Annotated in this window: 14 protein-coding genes and 1 pseudogene; 6 read left to right on the top strand and 9 right to left on the bottom strand. The window is 62.1% G+C overall.

Features of this window, described 5'->3' with window-relative positions; all coding sequences use genetic code 11:
- Positions 1-66: 66 nt before the first annotated feature.
- From lpdA to HX783_RS23915, 4 genes are read right to left on the bottom strand one after another with little or no spacing between them, the layout of a single operon-like run.
- Positions 67-1,446, bottom strand: a complete 1,380-nt coding sequence (gene lpdA / locus HX783_RS23930) for a dihydrolipoyl dehydrogenase (RefSeq protein WP_177018465.1) — start codon at positions 1,444-1,446, stop codon at positions 67-69.
- A gap of 3 nt (positions 1,447-1,449) precedes the next feature.
- Entirely contained in the window at positions 1,450-2,721 is a 1,272-nt protein-coding gene (locus tag HX783_RS23925; protein ID WP_177018464.1) for a dihydrolipoamide acetyltransferase family protein, read from the bottom strand.
- Complete coding sequence (locus tag HX783_RS23920) at positions 2,722-3,780, bottom strand: alpha-ketoacid dehydrogenase subunit beta (RefSeq protein WP_159957835.1); 1,059 nt, start codon at positions 3,778-3,780, stop codon at positions 2,722-2,724.
- A gap of 1 nt (position 3,781) precedes the next feature.
- Complete coding sequence (locus HX783_RS23915; RefSeq protein WP_177018463.1) at positions 3,782-5,017, bottom strand: 3-methyl-2-oxobutanoate dehydrogenase (2-methylpropanoyl-transferring) subunit alpha; 1,236 nt, start codon at positions 5,015-5,017, stop codon at positions 3,782-3,784.
- 195 nt (positions 5,018-5,212) lie between these two features.
- On the opposite strand from HX783_RS23915, the gene bkdR reads away from it, so the two are divergent.
- Complete coding sequence (gene bkdR / locus HX783_RS23910) at positions 5,213-5,701, top strand: Bkd operon transcriptional regulator BkdR (protein ID WP_106578875.1); 489 nt, start codon at positions 5,213-5,215, stop codon at positions 5,699-5,701.
- Between the two features lie 126 nt (positions 5,702-5,827).
- Here bkdR and HX783_RS23905 read toward each other — a convergent pair whose 3' ends face one another.
- A complete protein-coding gene (locus tag HX783_RS23905) occupies positions 5,828-6,691 on the bottom strand; it encodes an MBL fold metallo-hydrolase (RefSeq protein ID WP_177018462.1) in 864 nt (287 codons plus the stop codon).
- 105 nt (positions 6,692-6,796) lie between these two features.
- Here HX783_RS23905 and HX783_RS23900 point away from each other — a divergent pair, with 105 nt between their 5' ends.
- The 5 genes from HX783_RS23900 to HX783_RS23880 all read left to right on the top strand — a co-directional run bounded on the left by HX783_RS23900 (position 6,797) and on the right by HX783_RS23880 (position 12,273).
- Positions 6,797-7,132 carry a helix-turn-helix transcriptional regulator gene (locus tag HX783_RS23900; protein ID WP_017136253.1) on the top strand — a complete coding sequence of 112 codons (336 nt, stop codon included), beginning with the start codon at positions 6,797-6,799 and terminating at the stop codon, positions 7,130-7,132.
- A gap of 48 nt (positions 7,133-7,180) precedes the next feature.
- Positions 7,181-8,425: an FAD/NAD(P)-binding oxidoreductase gene (locus tag HX783_RS23895; protein WP_177018461.1), complete on the top strand. Its 1,245-nt coding sequence runs from the start codon at positions 7,181-7,183 to the stop codon at positions 8,423-8,425.
- Positions 8,426-9,232, top strand: coding sequence for a sulfite exporter TauE/SafE family protein (locus HX783_RS23890; protein ID WP_177018460.1), 807 nt, complete (start codon positions 8,426-8,428; stop codon positions 9,230-9,232). It begins immediately after the preceding gene.
- 240 nt (positions 9,233-9,472) lie between these two features.
- A complete protein-coding gene (locus HX783_RS23885; RefSeq protein WP_177018459.1) occupies positions 9,473-11,122 on the top strand; it encodes an MFS transporter in 1,650 nt (549 codons plus the stop codon).
- On the top strand, positions 11,119-12,273 hold the full coding sequence (locus tag HX783_RS23880) for an HlyD family secretion protein (protein ID WP_159957823.1): 1,155 nt from the start codon (positions 11,119-11,121) through the stop codon (positions 12,271-12,273). Before HX783_RS23885 ends, HX783_RS23880 begins: the two co-directional genes overlap by 4 nt.
- Before the next feature lie 129 nt (positions 12,274-12,402).
- On the opposite strand, the gene HX783_RS23875 is transcribed toward HX783_RS23880, so the two are convergent.
- From HX783_RS23875 to copD, 4 genes and pseudogenes are all read right to left on the bottom strand, one after another.
- Positions 12,403-13,278: an SMP-30/gluconolactonase/LRE family protein gene (locus HX783_RS23875; protein ID WP_177018458.1), complete on the bottom strand. Its 876-nt coding sequence runs from the start codon at positions 13,276-13,278 to the stop codon at positions 12,403-12,405.
- Between the two features lie 30 nt (positions 13,279-13,308).
- Positions 13,309-14,127, bottom strand: a complete 819-nt coding sequence (locus HX783_RS23870) for an NAD(P)-dependent oxidoreductase (RefSeq protein ID WP_159957819.1) — start codon at positions 14,125-14,127, stop codon at positions 13,309-13,311.
- 701 nt (positions 14,128-14,828) lie between these two features.
- Positions 14,829-16,091, bottom strand: coding sequence for an OprD family porin (locus HX783_RS23865; protein ID WP_177018457.1), 1,263 nt, complete (start codon positions 16,089-16,091; stop codon positions 14,829-14,831).
- Between the two features lie 276 nt (positions 16,092-16,367).
- A pseudogene (gene copD, locus HX783_RS23860) lies at positions 16,368-17,219 on the bottom strand (copper homeostasis membrane protein CopD); the annotation flags it as partial.
- Between the last annotated feature and the right edge of the window lies 1 nt (position 17,220).

Genomic DNA, 17,220 nt, shown 5'->3' with positions numbered 1-17,220 from the left:
AATACATCTGTGACTGATCCACCGCATTCGCGAGCAAGCCCGCTCCCACAGGGGATTTGCGTCAGTTTACATATGCAGCGCGTGGCCCAAAGCTCTTAAAGCGGCTTCCTGTACCGCTTCGCCGAGCGTCGGATGGGCGTGGACGGTGCCGGCCACGTCTTCCAGGCGCGAGCCCATTTCCAGGCTCAGGCCGAAGGCCGTGGACAGCTCGGACACGCCAACGCCCACCGCTTGCCAGCCGACGATCAGGTGGTTGTCACGCCGCGCCACCACGCGCACGAAGCCGGTTTTCGACTCCAGGGTCATCGCCCGGCCATTGGCCGCGAATGGGAAGCTCGACACGATGCAGTCCAGGCCGGCGGCCTTGGCTTCGTCCGGGGTCTTGCCGACCACCACCAGTTCCGGGTCGGTAAAGCACACCGCCGGGATCGCTGCCGGGTTGAATTCGCGGGACTTGCCGCTGATCAGTTCGGCAACCATCTCGCCCTGGGCCATGGCCCGGTGCGCCAGCATCGGCTCGCCACTCAGGTCACCAATGGCGTACACATTGCGCATGCTGGTCTGGCAACGGTTGTCGATCTTGATCGCCGAACCGTTCATGTCCAGGTTCAGTGCTTCGAGGTTCCAGCCCTGGGTGTTGGGTTTGCGGCCCACGGCCACCAGCACTTGATCGGTTTCCAGCGACAAGGTGTCGCCATTCGGTTCGCGCACTTGCAGGCAGTTGTTTTCAAAGCCAGTGACGCTGTGCTTGAGGTACAGCTTTACGCCCAATTGCTTGAGGGATTCGGCCACCGGCAATGTCAGCTCTGCGTCGTAGGCGGGCAGGATATGTTCCTGCGCCTCGACCACACTGACCTCGGCGCCGAGCTTGCGATAAGCAATGCCCAGCTCCAGGCCAATATAGCCGCCGCCGACCACAATCAGGCGCTTGGGCACACGGGTGGGCGCCAGCGCTTCGGTGGAGGAGATGATCGGCCCGCCAATCGGCAACATCGGCAGGTTGACGCTTTTCGAACCGGTGGCCAGCAGCAGGTGTTCGCATTGGATACGCTGGTCGCCAACGTCGACGGTCTTGCCGTCGACCACCTTGGCCCAGCCGTGGATCACTTGCACTTTGTGCTTCTTCAACAGCGCAGCGACGCCGGTGGTCAAGCGGTCGACGATGCCGTCTTTCCATTCCACACTTTTGCGAATGTCCAGCGTCGGCACATCCACTTCGATGCCCAACTGCGAGCCCTGGCTGTGGTGCACGGTTTGCTGGAACTGCTCGGCCACGTGGATCAAGGCTTTGGAGGGAATGCAGCCGATATTCAAGCAGGTGCCGCCCAATGCCTGGCCTTCGACCAGAATGGTTGGGATGCCCAACTGGCCGGCGCGAATGGCCGCCACGTAACCGCCAGGGCCGCCGCCGATAATCAGCAGCGTGGTGTTCAATGTCTCAGACATGCCTTACTCCAAAAACAGGCTGGCGGGTTGTTCGAGCAGGCCGCGAATGGCCTGGATGAATTGCGCCGCGTCCATGCCATCGACCACGCGGTGATCGAACGAGCTGGAGAGGTTCATCATCTTGCGGACCACGATCTGGCCCTTGATCACCATCGGCCGCTCAACAATGCGGTTGACGCCGACGATGGCCACTTCCGGCAGGTTCAGCACCGGCGTGCTGACGATGCCGCCCAAGGCACCCAGGCTGGTCAATGTAATCGTCGAGCCCGACAGCTCATCGCGGCTGGCCTTGCCATTGCGTGCGGCAGTGGCCAAGCGCGCGATTTCCTCGGCATTGCCCCACAGGCTGCGGGCTTCGGCGTGTCGCACCACCGGCACCATCAGGCCGACGTCGCTCTGGGTGGCGACGCCTACATGCACCGCGCCAAGGCGGGTGATGACCTGGTTTTCGTCGTCATAGCGTGCGTTGATCTGCGGGAAGTCGCGCAACGCCACGACCATGGCGCGCACGATAAATGGCAACAAGGTCAGCTTGCCGCGTGTAGCACCGTGTTTCTCATTGAGGTGCACGCGCAGTTCGTCGAGGGCGGTAACGTCGATCTCTTCCACATAGCTGAAATGCGCGGCGCGCCGGGTGGCGTCCTGCATGCGCTGGGCGATCTTGCGGCGCATGCCGATCACCGGGATTTGCTCTTCGTCGTTGCGCTCGGCGTAAGGGTTGGCGGCCGTTGATTTTTTGCCCGGACGATCGAGCAAGAATGCCTCCAAATCTTCGTGCAAAATCCGGCCCGCCGGACCAGAGCCCTGGACCAGGCGTAGCTGGATGCCAGCATCCAACGCATGTTTGCGTACGGCCGGGGAGGCCAGCGGACGTTCGTCGGCTTCACGGGCCACCGGGGCTTGCGCCTGGGTCGCCTGAGGTTTTGTCACTGCCGGCGCGGGCTTGCTTTCAACCGGCGCGGGCTTGGCTTCAACCACCGGCGCCGCCTTCGCAGGCGCCGCCACTGGCGGTACATCCTTGGCGTTGCCCGCGCCTTCCACTTCAATGCTGATCAAAATACTGCCCACGGCCATGACTTCGCCCGGCTCGCCGCCGAGGGAAATCACTTTGCCGTGCACCGGCGAGGGAATGTCCACCATCGCCTTGTCGGTCATCACATCCGCCAGCACCTGGTCTTCAACCACCAGGTCGCCGACCTTTACGTGCCATACCGACAGTTCAACTTCTGCAATGCCTTCGCCAATGTCCGGCATCTTGATAACGTGCGTGCCCATTCAGACCTCCATGACCCGTTTCAACGCCGCGCCCACGCGGGACGGCCCTGGGAAATACGCCCACTCTTGCGCGTGCGGATAGGGCGTGTCCCAGCCGGTGACGCGTTCGATTGGCGCTTCCAGGTGGTGGAAGCAATGCTCTTGCACCAGCGACACCAGCTCGGCACCAAAGCCGCAGGTGCGCGTGGCTTCGTGCACCACCACGCAACGGCCGGTCTTTTTCACCGACTTGACGATGGTTTCCAGGTCCAGTGGCCACAGGCTGCGCAGGTCGATGACCTCGGCGTCGATGCCGGTTTCTTCGGCAGCAACTTGCGACACATACACGGTGGTGCCGTAGGTCAGCACGGTGACCGCCGAGCCCGGACGGACGATGGCGGCCACGTCCAGCGGTACGGTGTAGTAACCGTCCGGCACTTGCGCTTGCGGGTGTTTCGACCACGGCGTCACCGGGCGGTCGTGATGGCCATCGAACGGGCCGTTGTACAGGCGCTTGGGCTCCAGGAAGATCACCGGGTCATCGTTTTCGATGGAGGCAATGAGCAGGCCTTTGGCGTCGTACGGGTTGGACGGCATTACCGTGCGCAGGCCGCAAACCTGGGTGAACACCGCTTCGATACTCTGGCTGTGGGTCTGGCCGCCGTAGATGCCGCCGCCGCAGGGCATGCGCATGGTCAGCGGCGCGGTGAACTGGCCGGCCGAGCGATAACGCAGGCGAGCGGCTTCGGAGATGATCTGGTCGGTGGCGGGGTAGACGTAGTCGGCGAACTGGATTTCCGCCACCGGGCGCAGGCCGTAGGCGCCCATGCCCACCGCCACTCCGACGATGCCGCTTTCCGAGATCGGCGCGTCAAACACCCGCGAGCTGCCGTATTTGTTCTGCAAGCCTTCGGTGCAACGGAACACGCCGCCGAAGTAACCGACGTCCTGGCCGAACACCACCACGTTATCGTCACGTTCGAGCATCACGTCCATGGCCGAGCGCAGGGCCTGGATCATGGTCATGGTGGTGGTGGTCATGGCGGTTTCCAGTTCAATACTGTTGTTGTGATCGTTCATGTCAGATCCCCAACTCTTGACGCTGGCGCTTCAAATGCTCCGGCATCTCTTTATAGACGTCTTCGAACATGGTCGCGGCGCTTGGAATCTGGCCACCGGCCAGGGTGCCGTACTGTTCGGCTTCCTTTTGTGCCTTGACCACTTCGGCCTCAAGTTCGGCGCTGACCGCCGCGTGTTCCTCTTCGGACCACTGGCCAATCTTGATCAGGTGCTGCTTGAGACGGGCAATCGGGTCGCCCAACGGGAAGTGGCTCCAGTCATCGGCCGGGCGATATTTCGACGGGTCATCGGAGGTGGAGTGCGGGCCGGCGCGGTAGGTGACCCACTCAATCAGGGTTGGCCCAAGGTTGCGGCGAGCACGCTCGGCCGCCCAGGCGGAGGCGGCGTACACCGCGATAAAGTCATTGCCGTCCACGCGCAGGGAGGCGATGCCGCAACCGACGCCGCGTCCGGCGAAGGTGGTGGCTTCACCACCGGCGATGGCCTGGAAGGTGGAGATTGCCCACTGGTTGTTAACCACATTGAGGATCACCGGCGCGCGGTAGACGTGGGCGAAGGTGAGGGCGGTGTGGAAGTCGGATTCGGCGGTGGCGCCGTCGCCGATCCAGGCCGAGGCGATTTTAGTGTCGCCCTTGATCGCCGAGGCCATGCCCCAGCCCACGCCTTGTACGAATTGGGTGGCGAGGTTGCCGGAAATGGTGAAGAAGCCGGCGTCCTTGACCGAATACATGATCGGCAGCTGGCGACCCTTGAGCGGGTCGCGCTCATTCGACAGCAGTTGGCAGATCAGGTCTACCAGCGGCACTTCGCGGGCCATCAGGATGCTTTGCTGGCGGTAGGTGGGGAAGCACATGTCGTCGATGTTCAAGGCCAGGGCCTGGGCACTGCCGATGGCTTCTTCGCCAAGGCTTTGCATGTAGAACGACATTTTTTTCTGACGCTGGGCGACCACCATGCGGTTGTCGAAGATTCGCGTCTTGAGCATGGCGCGCATGCCTTTGCGCAGGATCTCGACGGGAACGCCTTCGGCCCATGGGCCGAGGGCCTGGCCCTGGTCGTCGAGCACGCGGATCAGGCCTTTGGCGAGGTCGGCGGTGTCGGCGGGTTCTACGTCGATGGCGGGTTTGCGCACCGTACCTGCGTCAGTCAGGCGCAGGTAGGTAAAGTCGGTCTTGCAGCCTGGGCGGCCCGAGGGTTCGGGCACGTGCAGGCGCAGTGGTTCGTACTGCTGGGTCATGGCTTTCTACGCTCTATCTTGTGAATTTCTTGTAGTGGGCGCGCTAGCTGACAGTCAGTCTCCGGATAGGAGAAATCTTGTCCTACAACAATCATAGGCGTGGCGTAGAAGAATATTTATCTCTGTTTCGTTGCGCTCGCGATCATTTGCGGATAAAAAAACTGCATAACCATAATAAACAGGTGATTTTGTCTCATGCGTAAACTGGACCGTACCGATATTGGCATTCTCAACGCCCTGCAGGAGAACGCCCGCATCACCAACGCTGACCTGGCTCGCTCGGTCAACCTGTCGCCCACGCCGTGTTTCAACCGGGTCAAGGCGATGGAAGAACTGGGCCTGATTCGCGACCAGGTCACGCTGCTCGACGCCGACCTGCTGGGCCTGCACGTCAACGTGTTCATCCATGTAAGCCTGGAAAAGCAGAACGAGCTGGCATTGCAGCAGTTCGAAGGCGCGATCTCGGACCGCCCGGAAGTGATGGAGTGCTACCTGATGGCCGGCGACCCGGACTACCTGATCCGCGTGCTGGTGCCGACCATCCAGTCGCTGGAGCGCTTCATGATGGATTTTCTGACCAAGGTCCCAGGCGTCGCCAACATCCGCTCAAGCTTTGCGCTCAAGCAAGTGCGCTATAAAACTGCATTGCCCCTGCCAGCCAACGGCATCAGCCTCGGTACATGACCTCAGCCGCGCCGCTGTAAAAATGTGGGAGCGGGCTTGCTCGCGAAAGCGGTGTACCAGGCACAGAATTAGTTAACTGACCCACCGCTTTCGCGAGCAAGCCCGCTCCCACATTTAGATCCCATTTCAGAGCTGATTAAGCGGGATCTTCAGGTAAACCACCCCATTCTCCTCCGCCGGCGGCATATGCCCCGCCCGCACATTCACCTGAATCGCCGGCAGCAACAACGTCGGCATCCCCAACCCGGCATCACGTTGCGTGCGCATCGCAACAAACGCCGCCTCATCCACCCCGTCATGCACATGAATATTCCCCGCGCGCTGTTCAGCGACGGTGGTCAGGCACTTGGCCTCTCGGCCTTCGGGCGGGTAGTCATGGCACACGTACAGCTCGGTCTCCAAAGGGAAGGCCAGCAACTTGCGCATCGACGCATACAGCTGCCGCGCATCGCCGCCAGGAAAGTCGCAGCGCGCCGTACCCACATCGGGCATGAACAGCGTGTCACCCACCAGAATCAACCGATCTTCGATCAGGTAGGCCATGTCTGCCGGAGTATGCCCCGGCACATGCAGCGCCTGGGCTTTGAGGTTGCCGATATAAAAGACCTCGTCCGGCGCGAACAAATGGTCGAACTGCGAACCATCGACGCGAAACGCCGGTTCCAGGTTGAACAGGTTCTTGAACACGCCCTGGACCTTGCTGATCGACTGACCAATCGCGATTTTGCCGCCCAACGTGCGCCGCAGGTAAGGCGCGGCGGACAGGTGATCGGCATGGGCGTGGGTTTCCAGCAGCCATTGCACCTGCAAGCCGTGCTCACGCACAAAGGCGATGACTTTGTCGGCTTGGGCTGTGTCGGTGCGCCCCGAGGCCGGGTCGTAATTGAGCACCGAGTCGACAATAGCGCATGGACCGCCGTCATTTTCATGGATGACGTAGGTGAAGGTCGACGATGCCTCGTCCAGAAAGGCGTGAATCAACGCTGGCATGGCGGCTGTCCCTGTTTAAAAAAATACGATGAAAAAAGTGGTTACAATCAGTTTATGTTTACACATAATGTTTTGAGCTTAAGTGACGTAAAGGACCCGAAGCAAATGGAATCTACTCTGAGTGAGGGCGAAGTCGCCCAGTTGCGCGCATCGGCGTCCAAGGCCTGCTCCTTGCTCAAGGCGCTGGCCAACGAGGATCGTTTATTGATTCTGTGCCAGTTGACCCAGGGTGAGCGCAATGTTGGCGAATTGGAAACCATGACCGGCGTAAGACAGCCTACGCTGTCACAACAGTTGGGCATTTTGCGCGACGAAGGGTTGGTCGCCACCCGTCGGGAAGGCAAATACATTTTCTATGGGCTGGCCAGCCATGAAGTGATTCAAGTAATGAAGACCCTCTCCGGGCTGTACTGCGGTGCGGTCATCAAAAGCTGGGCGTGACGCCATCCGGCAGCGACCCTTGTGTGCATGTATAAAAAGGCGATCGACATGAACGACCAACACTGTGGCCCCACCATCAGTGGCGATATCGTAGTCATTGGCGGCGGTTCGGCAGGCATCGGCCTGCTGGCCAGCCTGCTCAAGCGTGATCCGCACCTGAACATCACCCTGATCGAACCGAGTGAATACCACTGCTACCAGCCGGCCTGGACCTTGGTCGGCGGCGGCGCCTACGACGTCAAGAAGACGCGGCGGCCCATGGCGGATGTGTTGCCCAATGGCGTGAGCTGGGTGCAGTCCGCCGTCAGCGAGTTGCTGCCGGATGAGCAAACCTTGGTGCTCGACAGCGGCCAGCGCGTCACCTGGAACAACCTGATCGTGTGCCCCGGTTTGCGCCTGGCATGGGAAAAAGTCGAAGGCCTGCAAGACACGCTGGGCCAGAACGGCGTGACGTCCAACTACAGCTACGAGCACGCCGCCTACACCTGGCAACTGGTGCAGCAGCTCAAGGGCGGCAAGGCGATCTTTACCCAGCCGGCCATGCCGATCAAATGCGCGGGCGCGCCGCAAAAGGCCATGTACCTGTCCTGCGATCACTGGCTCAAGCACGGCAACCTGAACAATATCGACGTCGAGTTCGACCTCGCGGGCGCCGCGCTGTTTGGCGTAGCGACCTTTGTGCCGCCCTTGATGAAGTACGTCGAGAAATACAACGCGCGCCTGGCGTTCAACTCCAACCTGGTCAAGGTCGATGGCCCGGCGCGCAAGGCGTGGTTTGAGGTCAAGGACGCCGAAGGCAACGTCACCGTCGCGGAAAAAACCTTCGACCTGCTGCACGTGGTGCCGCCGCAAGTCTCCCCGGACTTTATCCGCCAAAGCCCGCTGGCCGATGCCGCCGGCTGGTGTGAAGTGAACCCCCACAGCCTGCAACACCTGCGTTACCCGCACATCTTCGGCCTGGGTGATGTGTGCGGCACCACCAACGCCAAGACCGCCGCCGCCGTGCGTAAGCAGATCGTGGTGGTCGCCGAAAACCTGCTGGCCCTGCGCAAACAGGCGCCGCTGCCGCTCAAGTACGACGGCTACGGCTCCTGCCCGCTGACGGTGGAGAAGGGCAAGGTGGTGCTGGCCGAGTTCGGCTACGGCGGCAAACTGTTGCCGACCTTCCCGCTGGACCCGACCCAGGCGCGCCGCTCGATGTGGTTCCTCAAGGCCACGCTGCTGCCGTGGTTCTACTGGAACGGCATGCTCAAGGGCCGCGAGTGGCTGACCCGCCTGAGCAAGGTGGATTAAATGCTGCTGGCAAGTCTGTTGGGCGTGTTGATGGGCCTGGTCATGGGCCTGACGGGCGCAGGCGGTGGCATCCTCGGGGTGCCGGCGTTGGTGTTGGGGTTGGGTTTGACCATGACCCAGGCGGCGCCGGTGTCGCTGCTCGCCGTGGGCGCGGCGGCGGCAGTCGGCGCCATCGATGGGTTGCGCCATGGCCTGGTGCGTTATCGCGCGGCGATGTTGATCGCGTTGCTGGGTGCATCGTTTTCGCCGTTGGGGGTGTTTGTCGCTCACCAAATGCCGGAACCCGCGCTGATGGCGCTGTTCAGCGCGCTGATGGTGCTGGTGGCCTGGCGCATGTTGCAGCGCGAAAGGGTCGAGGCCGGGCCGAGTGACCATGGCGCCGCGTCCTGGGGCCAGAAGAATTGCATGCTTGATCAGCAGACCGGGCGCTTTGCCTGGACCGCCAAGTGCAGCGCCACCCTGGCCGCCCTCGGCGCGGTGACCGGCGCGGTGTCGGGCTTGCTCGGCGTAGGTGGCGGCTTTCTGATTGTGCCGGCATTCAAGCAACTGACCGATGTGCAGATGCGCGGCATCGTCGCCACCTCGTTGATGGTGATCAGCCTGATCTCGCTGATCGGCGTGGCCGGCGCGTTTCATGCCGGTGTGAGCATTGAGCCCATGGGCTGGGTGTTTATCGGCGCAAGCATCGTCGGCATGCTGATCGGGCGGCGCCTGTGTTCGGTAATCAAGGCGCGCACCCTGCAAGTCGGCTTTGCCAGCCTGTGTGTACTGGTGGCTGCCGGCATGCTGCTCAAGGCCGCGCTCTAACCCGACCTGAAATACATCCCAATTGTGGGAGCGGGCTTGCTCGCGAAAGCGGTGTGCCAGATACGGAATGAGTCGACTGACCCACCGCCTTCGCGAGCAAGCCCGCTCCCACAGTTTTGACCATGCCCGCTCAAGCAATCAATTGCGGCCCTGACATGGCAAGATGAACTCTGCTCAGGTTTACTACTCCCTGAGTAACGGATTTACCGACCTTGCACGTCGGCTCATCAAGGCCACCGAATGGACAACAAATACACCCCCCACACCTGGCAGCCCCACGAGCGACCGAGCCTGCCTGGCTCGCCGTCGACGCCGCTGCACAGCAACCCGAAGCGCTGGGCCTTTGCGCTGGTGGGTGTGCTGGTGGCAATCACCGGCGGGCTCGGCAACGCGTTGGTGATCGCCAACCTGCAATACCTGCAAGGCGCCTTGGGCGCAACGACCGCCGAGATGGCCTGGCTGCCCGCCGCCTATGTAATGACCAACGTGTGCATGAACCTGCTGCTGGTGAAGTTTCGCCAGCAGTTTGGCCTGCGCGCGTTTACCGAGGTGTTCCTGGTGCTGTACGCGCTGGTGACCTTTGGCCACTTGTTCGTAAACGACCTGAGTTCCGCCATTGCGGTGCGGGCGGCCCACGGCATGGTGGGCGCGGCGCTGAGTTCGCTGGGCTTGTATTACATGATCCAGGCGTTCCCGGCCAAGTGGCGCATGAAAGCCCTGGTGCTGGGCCTTGGCACCGCGCAGTTGGCGCTGCCGCTGGCGCGGCTGTTCTCCGAAGACTTGCTGCAAATTGCCGAATGGCGCGGGCTGTACCTGTTTGAACTGGGCCTGGCGCTGATCTGCCTGGGCTGCGTGTTCCTGCTCAAATTGCCGCCGGGCGACCGCTTCAAGACCTTTGAAAAACTCGACTTCCTCACCTTCGGCATTCTCGCCACCGGCGTCGCCTTGCTGTGCGCGGTGCTGTCCCTGGGGCGTATCGACTGGTGGCTGGAAGCGCCGTGGATCGGCGTGGCCTCCGCCTGTTCGCTGGTGCTGATCATGGCCGGCCTGGCCATCGAGCATAACCGCGCCAACCCGTTGCTGATGACCCGTTGGCTGGGCAGTGGGGTGATGATTCGCCTGGCGCTGGCGGTGGTGTTGATTCGCATGGTGCTGTCGGAGCAATCCACCGGCGCCGTGGGCTTCATGCAAATGCTCAACATGAGCTATCAGCAGATGCACACGCTGTACGTGGTGATGCTGGCCGGGGCGATTGCCGGGCTGGTGGTCAGTGCACTGACGATCAACCCCGCGCACCTGCTGATGCCGCTGATCATCTCCCTGGCGTTGATGGCCACGGGTTCGGTGATGGACAGCTTCTCCAGCAACCTGACCCGCCCGCAAAACCTCTATATCAGCCAGTTCCTGCTAGGCTTTGGCGGCACCTTCTTTCTCGGCCCGACCATGGTGCTGGGCACGCGCAACGTGCTCACCAACCCGCGCAACCTGGTGAGTTTTTCGGTGATGTTCGGTATCTGCCAGAACCTCGGCGGCTTGATTGGCGCGGCCTTGCTCGGGACGTTCCAGATCGTGCGCGAGAAGTACCACTCCAGCATGATTGTCGAGCACCTGACCTTGCTCGACCCGCGTGTGGCCGCGCGGGTGCAGAGCGGCGGTTCGGCATATGGCGGGGTCATCGCCGACCCGGAGTTGCGCAACCTGATGGGCATTCGCAGCCTGGCCACGGCGGCCACGCGTGAGGCGAATGTGATGGCCTACAACGATGTGTTCATGCTGATTGCGATCATCGCGATCCTCACCATGCTCTGGATCTTCACCCGCAGCCTGTGGCTGATGAGTACCACCAAGGCAGCAGCCCCTCCCGTTCAACCCAGCGGCGTTACTTCATGACCGAACCGACTACCAGTACTACGACAACCACCAACGCCATCGCCTCCACCCCGGAAGGCACCACGCCGCCGGGCGCCTCGGTCACCGAGCCGCGTTCGCTGCGGGTACGCATCATCTCGTCGTTGGGCTTTGCTGCGATTGCCATCGTCGGCGTACTGATCGTGCTGTACGCCTGGCAATTGCCGCCGTTCAGCAGCGCGGTGGAAACCACCGAGAACGCGCTGGTGCGCGGCCAGGTGACGATTATCGGCCCGCAACTCGCCGGCTATGTGTACGAAGTGCCGGTGCAGGACTTCCAGTTCGTCAAGGCCGGTGACCTGCTGGTGCGCCTCGATGACCGCATCTACAAGCAGCGCCTCGACCAGGCGCTGGCGCAACTGGCGGTGCAGAAAGCCGCGCTGGCCAACGTGGTGCAGCAACGCAACAGCGCCGAAGCCACCATCAAGCTGCGCCAGGCCGCGTTGGTCGACAGCCAGGCCCAAGCGCGCAAAAGCACCGCCGACCTGCGCCGCAATGAAGAACTGATCAGCGACGGCTCGGTGTCCAAGCGCGAGCTGGACGTGACCCGCGCCGCCAATGCACAAACCATCGCCGCGGTAGCGCAGGCCCAGGCCAGCCTGGAAATCGCCCGGCAGGACCTGCAAACCGTGATCGTCAATCGCGGTTCATTGGAAGCCGCCGTGGCCAGCGCGGATGCGGCGGTGGAGCTGGCGCGCATCGACCTGTCCAACACGCGCATCCTCGCGCCGCGTGACGGCCAGTTGGGGCAGATCGGCGTGCGGCTCGGCGCCTACGTCAACTCCGGCGCGCAATTGATGGCGCTGGTGCCGCCGCAGCTGTGGGTGATCGCCAATATGAAGGAAACCCAGATGGATAACGTGCAGGTCGGCCAGCCGGTGACCTTCACCGTGGATGCGCTGAACCACCGCAAGTTTCATGGCACGGTGCAGCATATTTCCCCGGCGACCGGCTCGGAGTTCAGCCTGCTGCAGGCGGACAACGCCACCGGCAACTTTGTGAAGATCGCCCAGCGCGTGCCGGTGCGGATCACGGTGGACCCGGATCAGGCCGAGAGCGAACGCTTGCGACCGGGGTTGTCGGTGGTGGTGAGTATCGATACCGCCGGGCGCCTCAAAAACACCCCACCCTGACCGACGCCAACCCTGTAGGAGCTGGCTTGCCTGCGATGCAGGCACCTCTGTCTGTCAGGTAAAAGTCGATGCCATCGCAGGCAAGCCAGCTCCCACAGACCCCGGCACTCGCGGATAACCGCATCACCGCTAGAGCACGAAGCTGGGTTCGGGCAACCCTTGCACGCCTGGGTTGAGGGCAAATACGCCACCCGACAGCGACTGCTCACTCTGGTCATCACGAATCGAGGTGACGAACAGCGTGTCCAGGCGACTGCCGCCAAAGGCGCACATGCTGGGTTTTTTCACCGGAACGCTGAGGGAGCGATCGAGGCGACCTTCCGGGGTGAAGCGGTGAATCAGCCCGGCGTCGTTGGCGCAGATCCAGTAGCAGCCGTCGGCGTCGACCGCCGCGCCGTCGGGGCGGCCGGGCAGCGGCTGCATGTCCACAAACACGCGGCGATTGGAGGGCGTGCCGGTCTCGGTGTCGTAATCGAACGCCCAGATCTGCTGCACCAGCGGGTGTGAGTCCGAGGCGTACATCGTGCGGCCATCCGGGCTGAACGCCAGGCCATTGAGGGTGATAAACCCGTTCAGCTGGGCGTGCGGCGCCGAGCCCGATGTGTAGCGATAGAGCGTGCCCTCGGCTGCGTTCAAACCCATGTTCAGCACCATGCTGCCGGCCCAGAAACGGCCCTGGCGATCACAGCGGCCGTCGTTGAGGCGCATGTCGGCGCGCGGGTGCTCGACACTCGCCAGGGGCGTGGTGTCGAGGCTGCCGTCGTTGTGCGGGGTGAGCTGGAAAAAGCCGGTTTCCATCCCGGCGACCCAGTTGCCCGCGGTTGTGCGGGCGATACAGGCGAGCATCTGCGGGGCGGTCCAGGCGGCGATGTGGCCGGTGGCGGCGCTCCAGCGTTGCAGGCCGCCGTTGGGAATATCCACCCAATACAGCGCGTTTTCCTCCGGCACCCACACCGGGCATTCGCCCACGGCATTGCGGGCGTCGACGATCAATTCAGCAGTCATGGCCACTCATTCCCTTGGGTTGCTGTGCACTCAGTCACCGAACGGCCCCGCCGCGCAGAACGCGCCGCCCTGATAGACCTTGGCCGGATCATCGGCGGCCACCGGTGGCTGGGTTTCGACCTGAGCGCGGAACACTTCGGAGCTGTCTTTGGGCGCGTAACCCAGGTGCGCGGCGTAGCGGTTGTCCCACCAGGTATCGAGGTTATCCGACATGCCGTAGACCACGGTGTGCCCGACATTTGGCGTGTACAGCGCGCGTTCGAGCAGTTGAGTGAGGTCGTCGAAGCTCAGCCAGGTGTGCATCATTCGACGGTTTTGCGGTTCCGGGAATGAGGAGCCGATGCGGATGCTCACGGTTTCGATGCCGTAGCGATCAAAGTAGAAACTCGCCATGTCTTCGCCATAGGATTTGGACAAGCCGTAGTAGCTGTCCGGACGACGCGGCGAATGGGCGTCGAGTTTTTCGCCCTGCTTATGAAAGCCGATTACATGGTTGGAGCTGGCGAAGATCACACGCTTCACACCATGGCGGCGGGCGGCTTCGTAGATATGGAAGATGCCGCTGATATTCGCGCCGAGAATCTCTTCGAACGGGCGCTCCACCGAGACACCACCGAAATGCAGGATGGCATCGACGCCTTCCACCAGATGGTGCACGGCTTGTTTATCGGCGAGATCGCACGGTTGCACTTCTTCGCTGGCATCGGCAGCCGGGGCCATCGAGGCGATGTCCGACAGGCGCAACACCTGGGCATAAGGGCGCAGGCGTTCGCGCAAGACTTTGCCGAGGCCGCCGGCGGCACCGGTGAGCAACAGGCGGTTGAATGGAGCAGGCGTGGTGGTGGTCATGGGAATTCCATTGTTGTTGTAGGTTGTCGTATGACTTGTCGGAAGTATCGTTTTGGACTCCCCAGGTTGTCAACGCCTTGCCAGACGACAGGTTTCAAAAGGTGGGAGCAGGCAAGCCTGCTCCCACATGCCTGCTCGTTCGCACGCTCTGCGTGGGAACGCCTCTTGTGACGCTCTGCGTCACGCTTTGGACGCGGAGCGTCCAGGGCTGCATTCCCACGCGGGAGCGTGGGAACGATCAGCCAGCTCCCACATTGACCGAGTTATAAGAGTGAGACTGCTCGTTCCCACGCTCTGCGTGGGAACGCCTCTTGTGACGCTCTGCGTCACGCTTTGGACGCAGAGCGTCCAGGGCTGCATTCCCACGCGGGAGCGTGGGAACGATCAGCCAGCTCCCACATTGACCGAGTTATAAGAGTGAGACTGCTCGTTCCCACGCTCTGCGTGGAAACGCCTCTTGTGACGCTCTGCGTCACGCTTTGGACGCGGAGCGTCCAGGGCTGCATTCCCACGCGGGAGCGTGGGAACGATCAGCCAGCTCCCACATTGACCGAGTTATAAGAGTGAGACTGCTCGTTCCCACGCTCTGCGTGGGAACGCCTCTTGTGACGCTCTGCGTCACGCTTTGGACGCAGAGCGTGCAGGGCTGCATTCCCACGCGGGAGCGTGGGAACGATCAGCCAGCTCCCACATTGACCGAGTTATAAGAGTGAGATCGGATAGCTGATAAAAATCCGATTCTCATCGAACTCATTGTTGCTGAAATCCCGGCGCATGCTCGAATTCCTCCAGCGCACGTTCAAGTCCCTCAGCGCGCCGCTCTGCACCGTGTAGGCCAGTTCCGATTCGCGGCCCCATTCCTTGCCGTCGGTAATCGCCCCGGTGTGCACGTTACTGCCGCTGATATAGCGGTTCATCATGGTCAGCCCTGGAATGCCGAGCACCACAAAGTTGAAATCATGGCGCACCTGCCAGGATTTTTCCTTGGCGTTATCGTAGCTGGCGTTGTAGCTGTCGTTGGCCAGGGTGCCGCCGCTGGTGCCATTGACCCTCATCCACAGGCTGTCGCCGGTGAGTTTCTGCAGGCCCACGTAGAACGTGTTGCCGTTGTAGCGGGCCGAGAGCAGGGCCGAGACGGTCTTGTTGTCGAGGTCGCCGGCCAGTGCGCGGCCATCTTCCTTGCCGTTGAAATAACCGAGGTTGGCGCCCAGGGTCCAGTCGCCGACGGGTTGGCTGTGGGTCAGGTTGAAGTATTGCTGCTGGTAGATATCGGTTAATTCGGCGTACCACACGCCGACCTGGGTGCGCTTGTCATTGAAGCTGTACTCGCCGCCGCCAAAGTTGAAACGGTCGGAAGTGAAGGCCGCTTTGCCGTTCATGAACATGTCTTCCATGCTCGCGTCGTTGCGCGGGCTGTTGCCGCGAAACTGCCCGCCGTAGAGGGTCAGGCCGGCAATTTCGTTGGACGTGACCTGGCCGCCGCGAAAGGTCTGCGGCAGCGAGCGACCATCGTCTGAGCGCAGGATGGGCAACACCGGCATCCACTCGCCGACCTTGAGTTCGGTCTTTGACAGCTTGGTTTTCAAGGCCACGCCCAGGCGCCCGAAGTTGTCGGCGGGGCGCCCGTCGCTGTGGATCGGCAATAGTTGCGTGCCACCGGTGCCTTTGCCGCCGTCGAGCTTTTGCGAGTACAGGCCCAGCACATCAAGGCCGAAACCCACGGTGCCCTGGGTGAAGCCGGATTTGGCATCGAGGATGAAGTTCTGCGTCCACTCCTCGGCCTTGGCCTGCGGATAGGTCGGGTTGGTGAAGTTGCGGTTGAAGTAGGCGTTGCGCAGGTTCAGCGTGGCTTTGGCGTCCTCAAGGAAACCGTCGGCCTGGGCGTTGTGGGGCAGGGCGAAGGCCAGGCTGCTGAGGCCGATAAGGCGGATGCACGAGGAGGAATTGCGGGCGAATGGAGACACTGTGAAGCTCCCTTTTATTTTGTTGTTTTTATTATTTGTTATACGTTGTCGTACAACATCGTGCGGGATATTTGCGGGGTTTTACTGGAGTGTCAAGCAGAAGTTATACGATGACTTGGCATTGCGCGACCTGAAGTGGGCACCGTCACTGTGGGAGCGGGCTTGCTCGCGAAGGCGGTATGCCAGTCATTGGATGTATTGACTGACACACCGCCTTCGCGAGCAAGCCCGCTCCCACATTTGACTGAGTTCGACTTGAACTTGTTGCCTGCCTAGGGCCATGACCATCGGTGGCAGGGTGCCAAGCAAGGAAACCGCCGCCACCGCCGCGACACCCAATACCCATTCCAGCATCACGCTGGCCTTCAAACTGCCCAAGCGCTCTTCACAGCGCTCAATGCGCAGCCGGTTCAGCAGCGCCAGGGCCAACATGCCCAGCACCAGCAGCACTTTGATCAACAGAATCAGCGCAAAGCCGTTGAACAGCGGCGTAGGCCACAGCTGCCCGGTCAGCACACGCACATTGATCAAGCCGGTCACCAGCAAACCGGCGACCAGCCCGTACCCCACGCCGCTGAAGCGCCGGAGGATGGTCTCCAGCGCAGGCCGTTGCGGCTGCCTGAGGATCAACACCAGCAACAGCAACCCGCCGAGCCAGGCACCGACGCAGACTAAGTGCACCACCTGGTTGAGGATCAGCAATTGCCCGCTCAGCCCATTGAGCATGGCGCCGTGGCCGACCGGTGCGAGCGTCGCCAACAGCAGCGCAGTCAACGGCAGGCGCAGTGCGGGCCAGGGTTTGATCAGTACGATCACCAGCAGCAGGTTCAGCACCAGGTGCCAGACCCACACCTGGCCAAAGAAGGTTTTGCTCAGCACCAACTGCACGGTGGCCGGTTGCAGGGCCGCCGCCCAACTGCCGGCCATGCTGGCGGTGATCAACAACAGCCACGCCACGCCGGAGACCAACCCCAGCCAGGCCAGTACACGGGTGATACGTTGCAGGTGCCGGTCCAGCGCCGGCTGCGGTTCAGCGCCGAGCAGCCAGGGCCTGAACGCACAGGCCCCGAACATCAACAACACGACGATGAAATGCAGGAAGCGGCACAGAACCAGCAGGGTCGCCATG

The sequence above is a fragment of the Pseudomonas sp. D2002 genome, assembly GCF_013385735.1.
In the GTDB taxonomy this organism is placed as follows: Bacteria; Pseudomonadota; Gammaproteobacteria; order Pseudomonadales; family Pseudomonadaceae; genus Aquipseudomonas.
The sequence above is the reverse complement of the archived record's forward strand: the minus strand, read 5'-3'. Positions and strand labels throughout refer to the sequence as shown.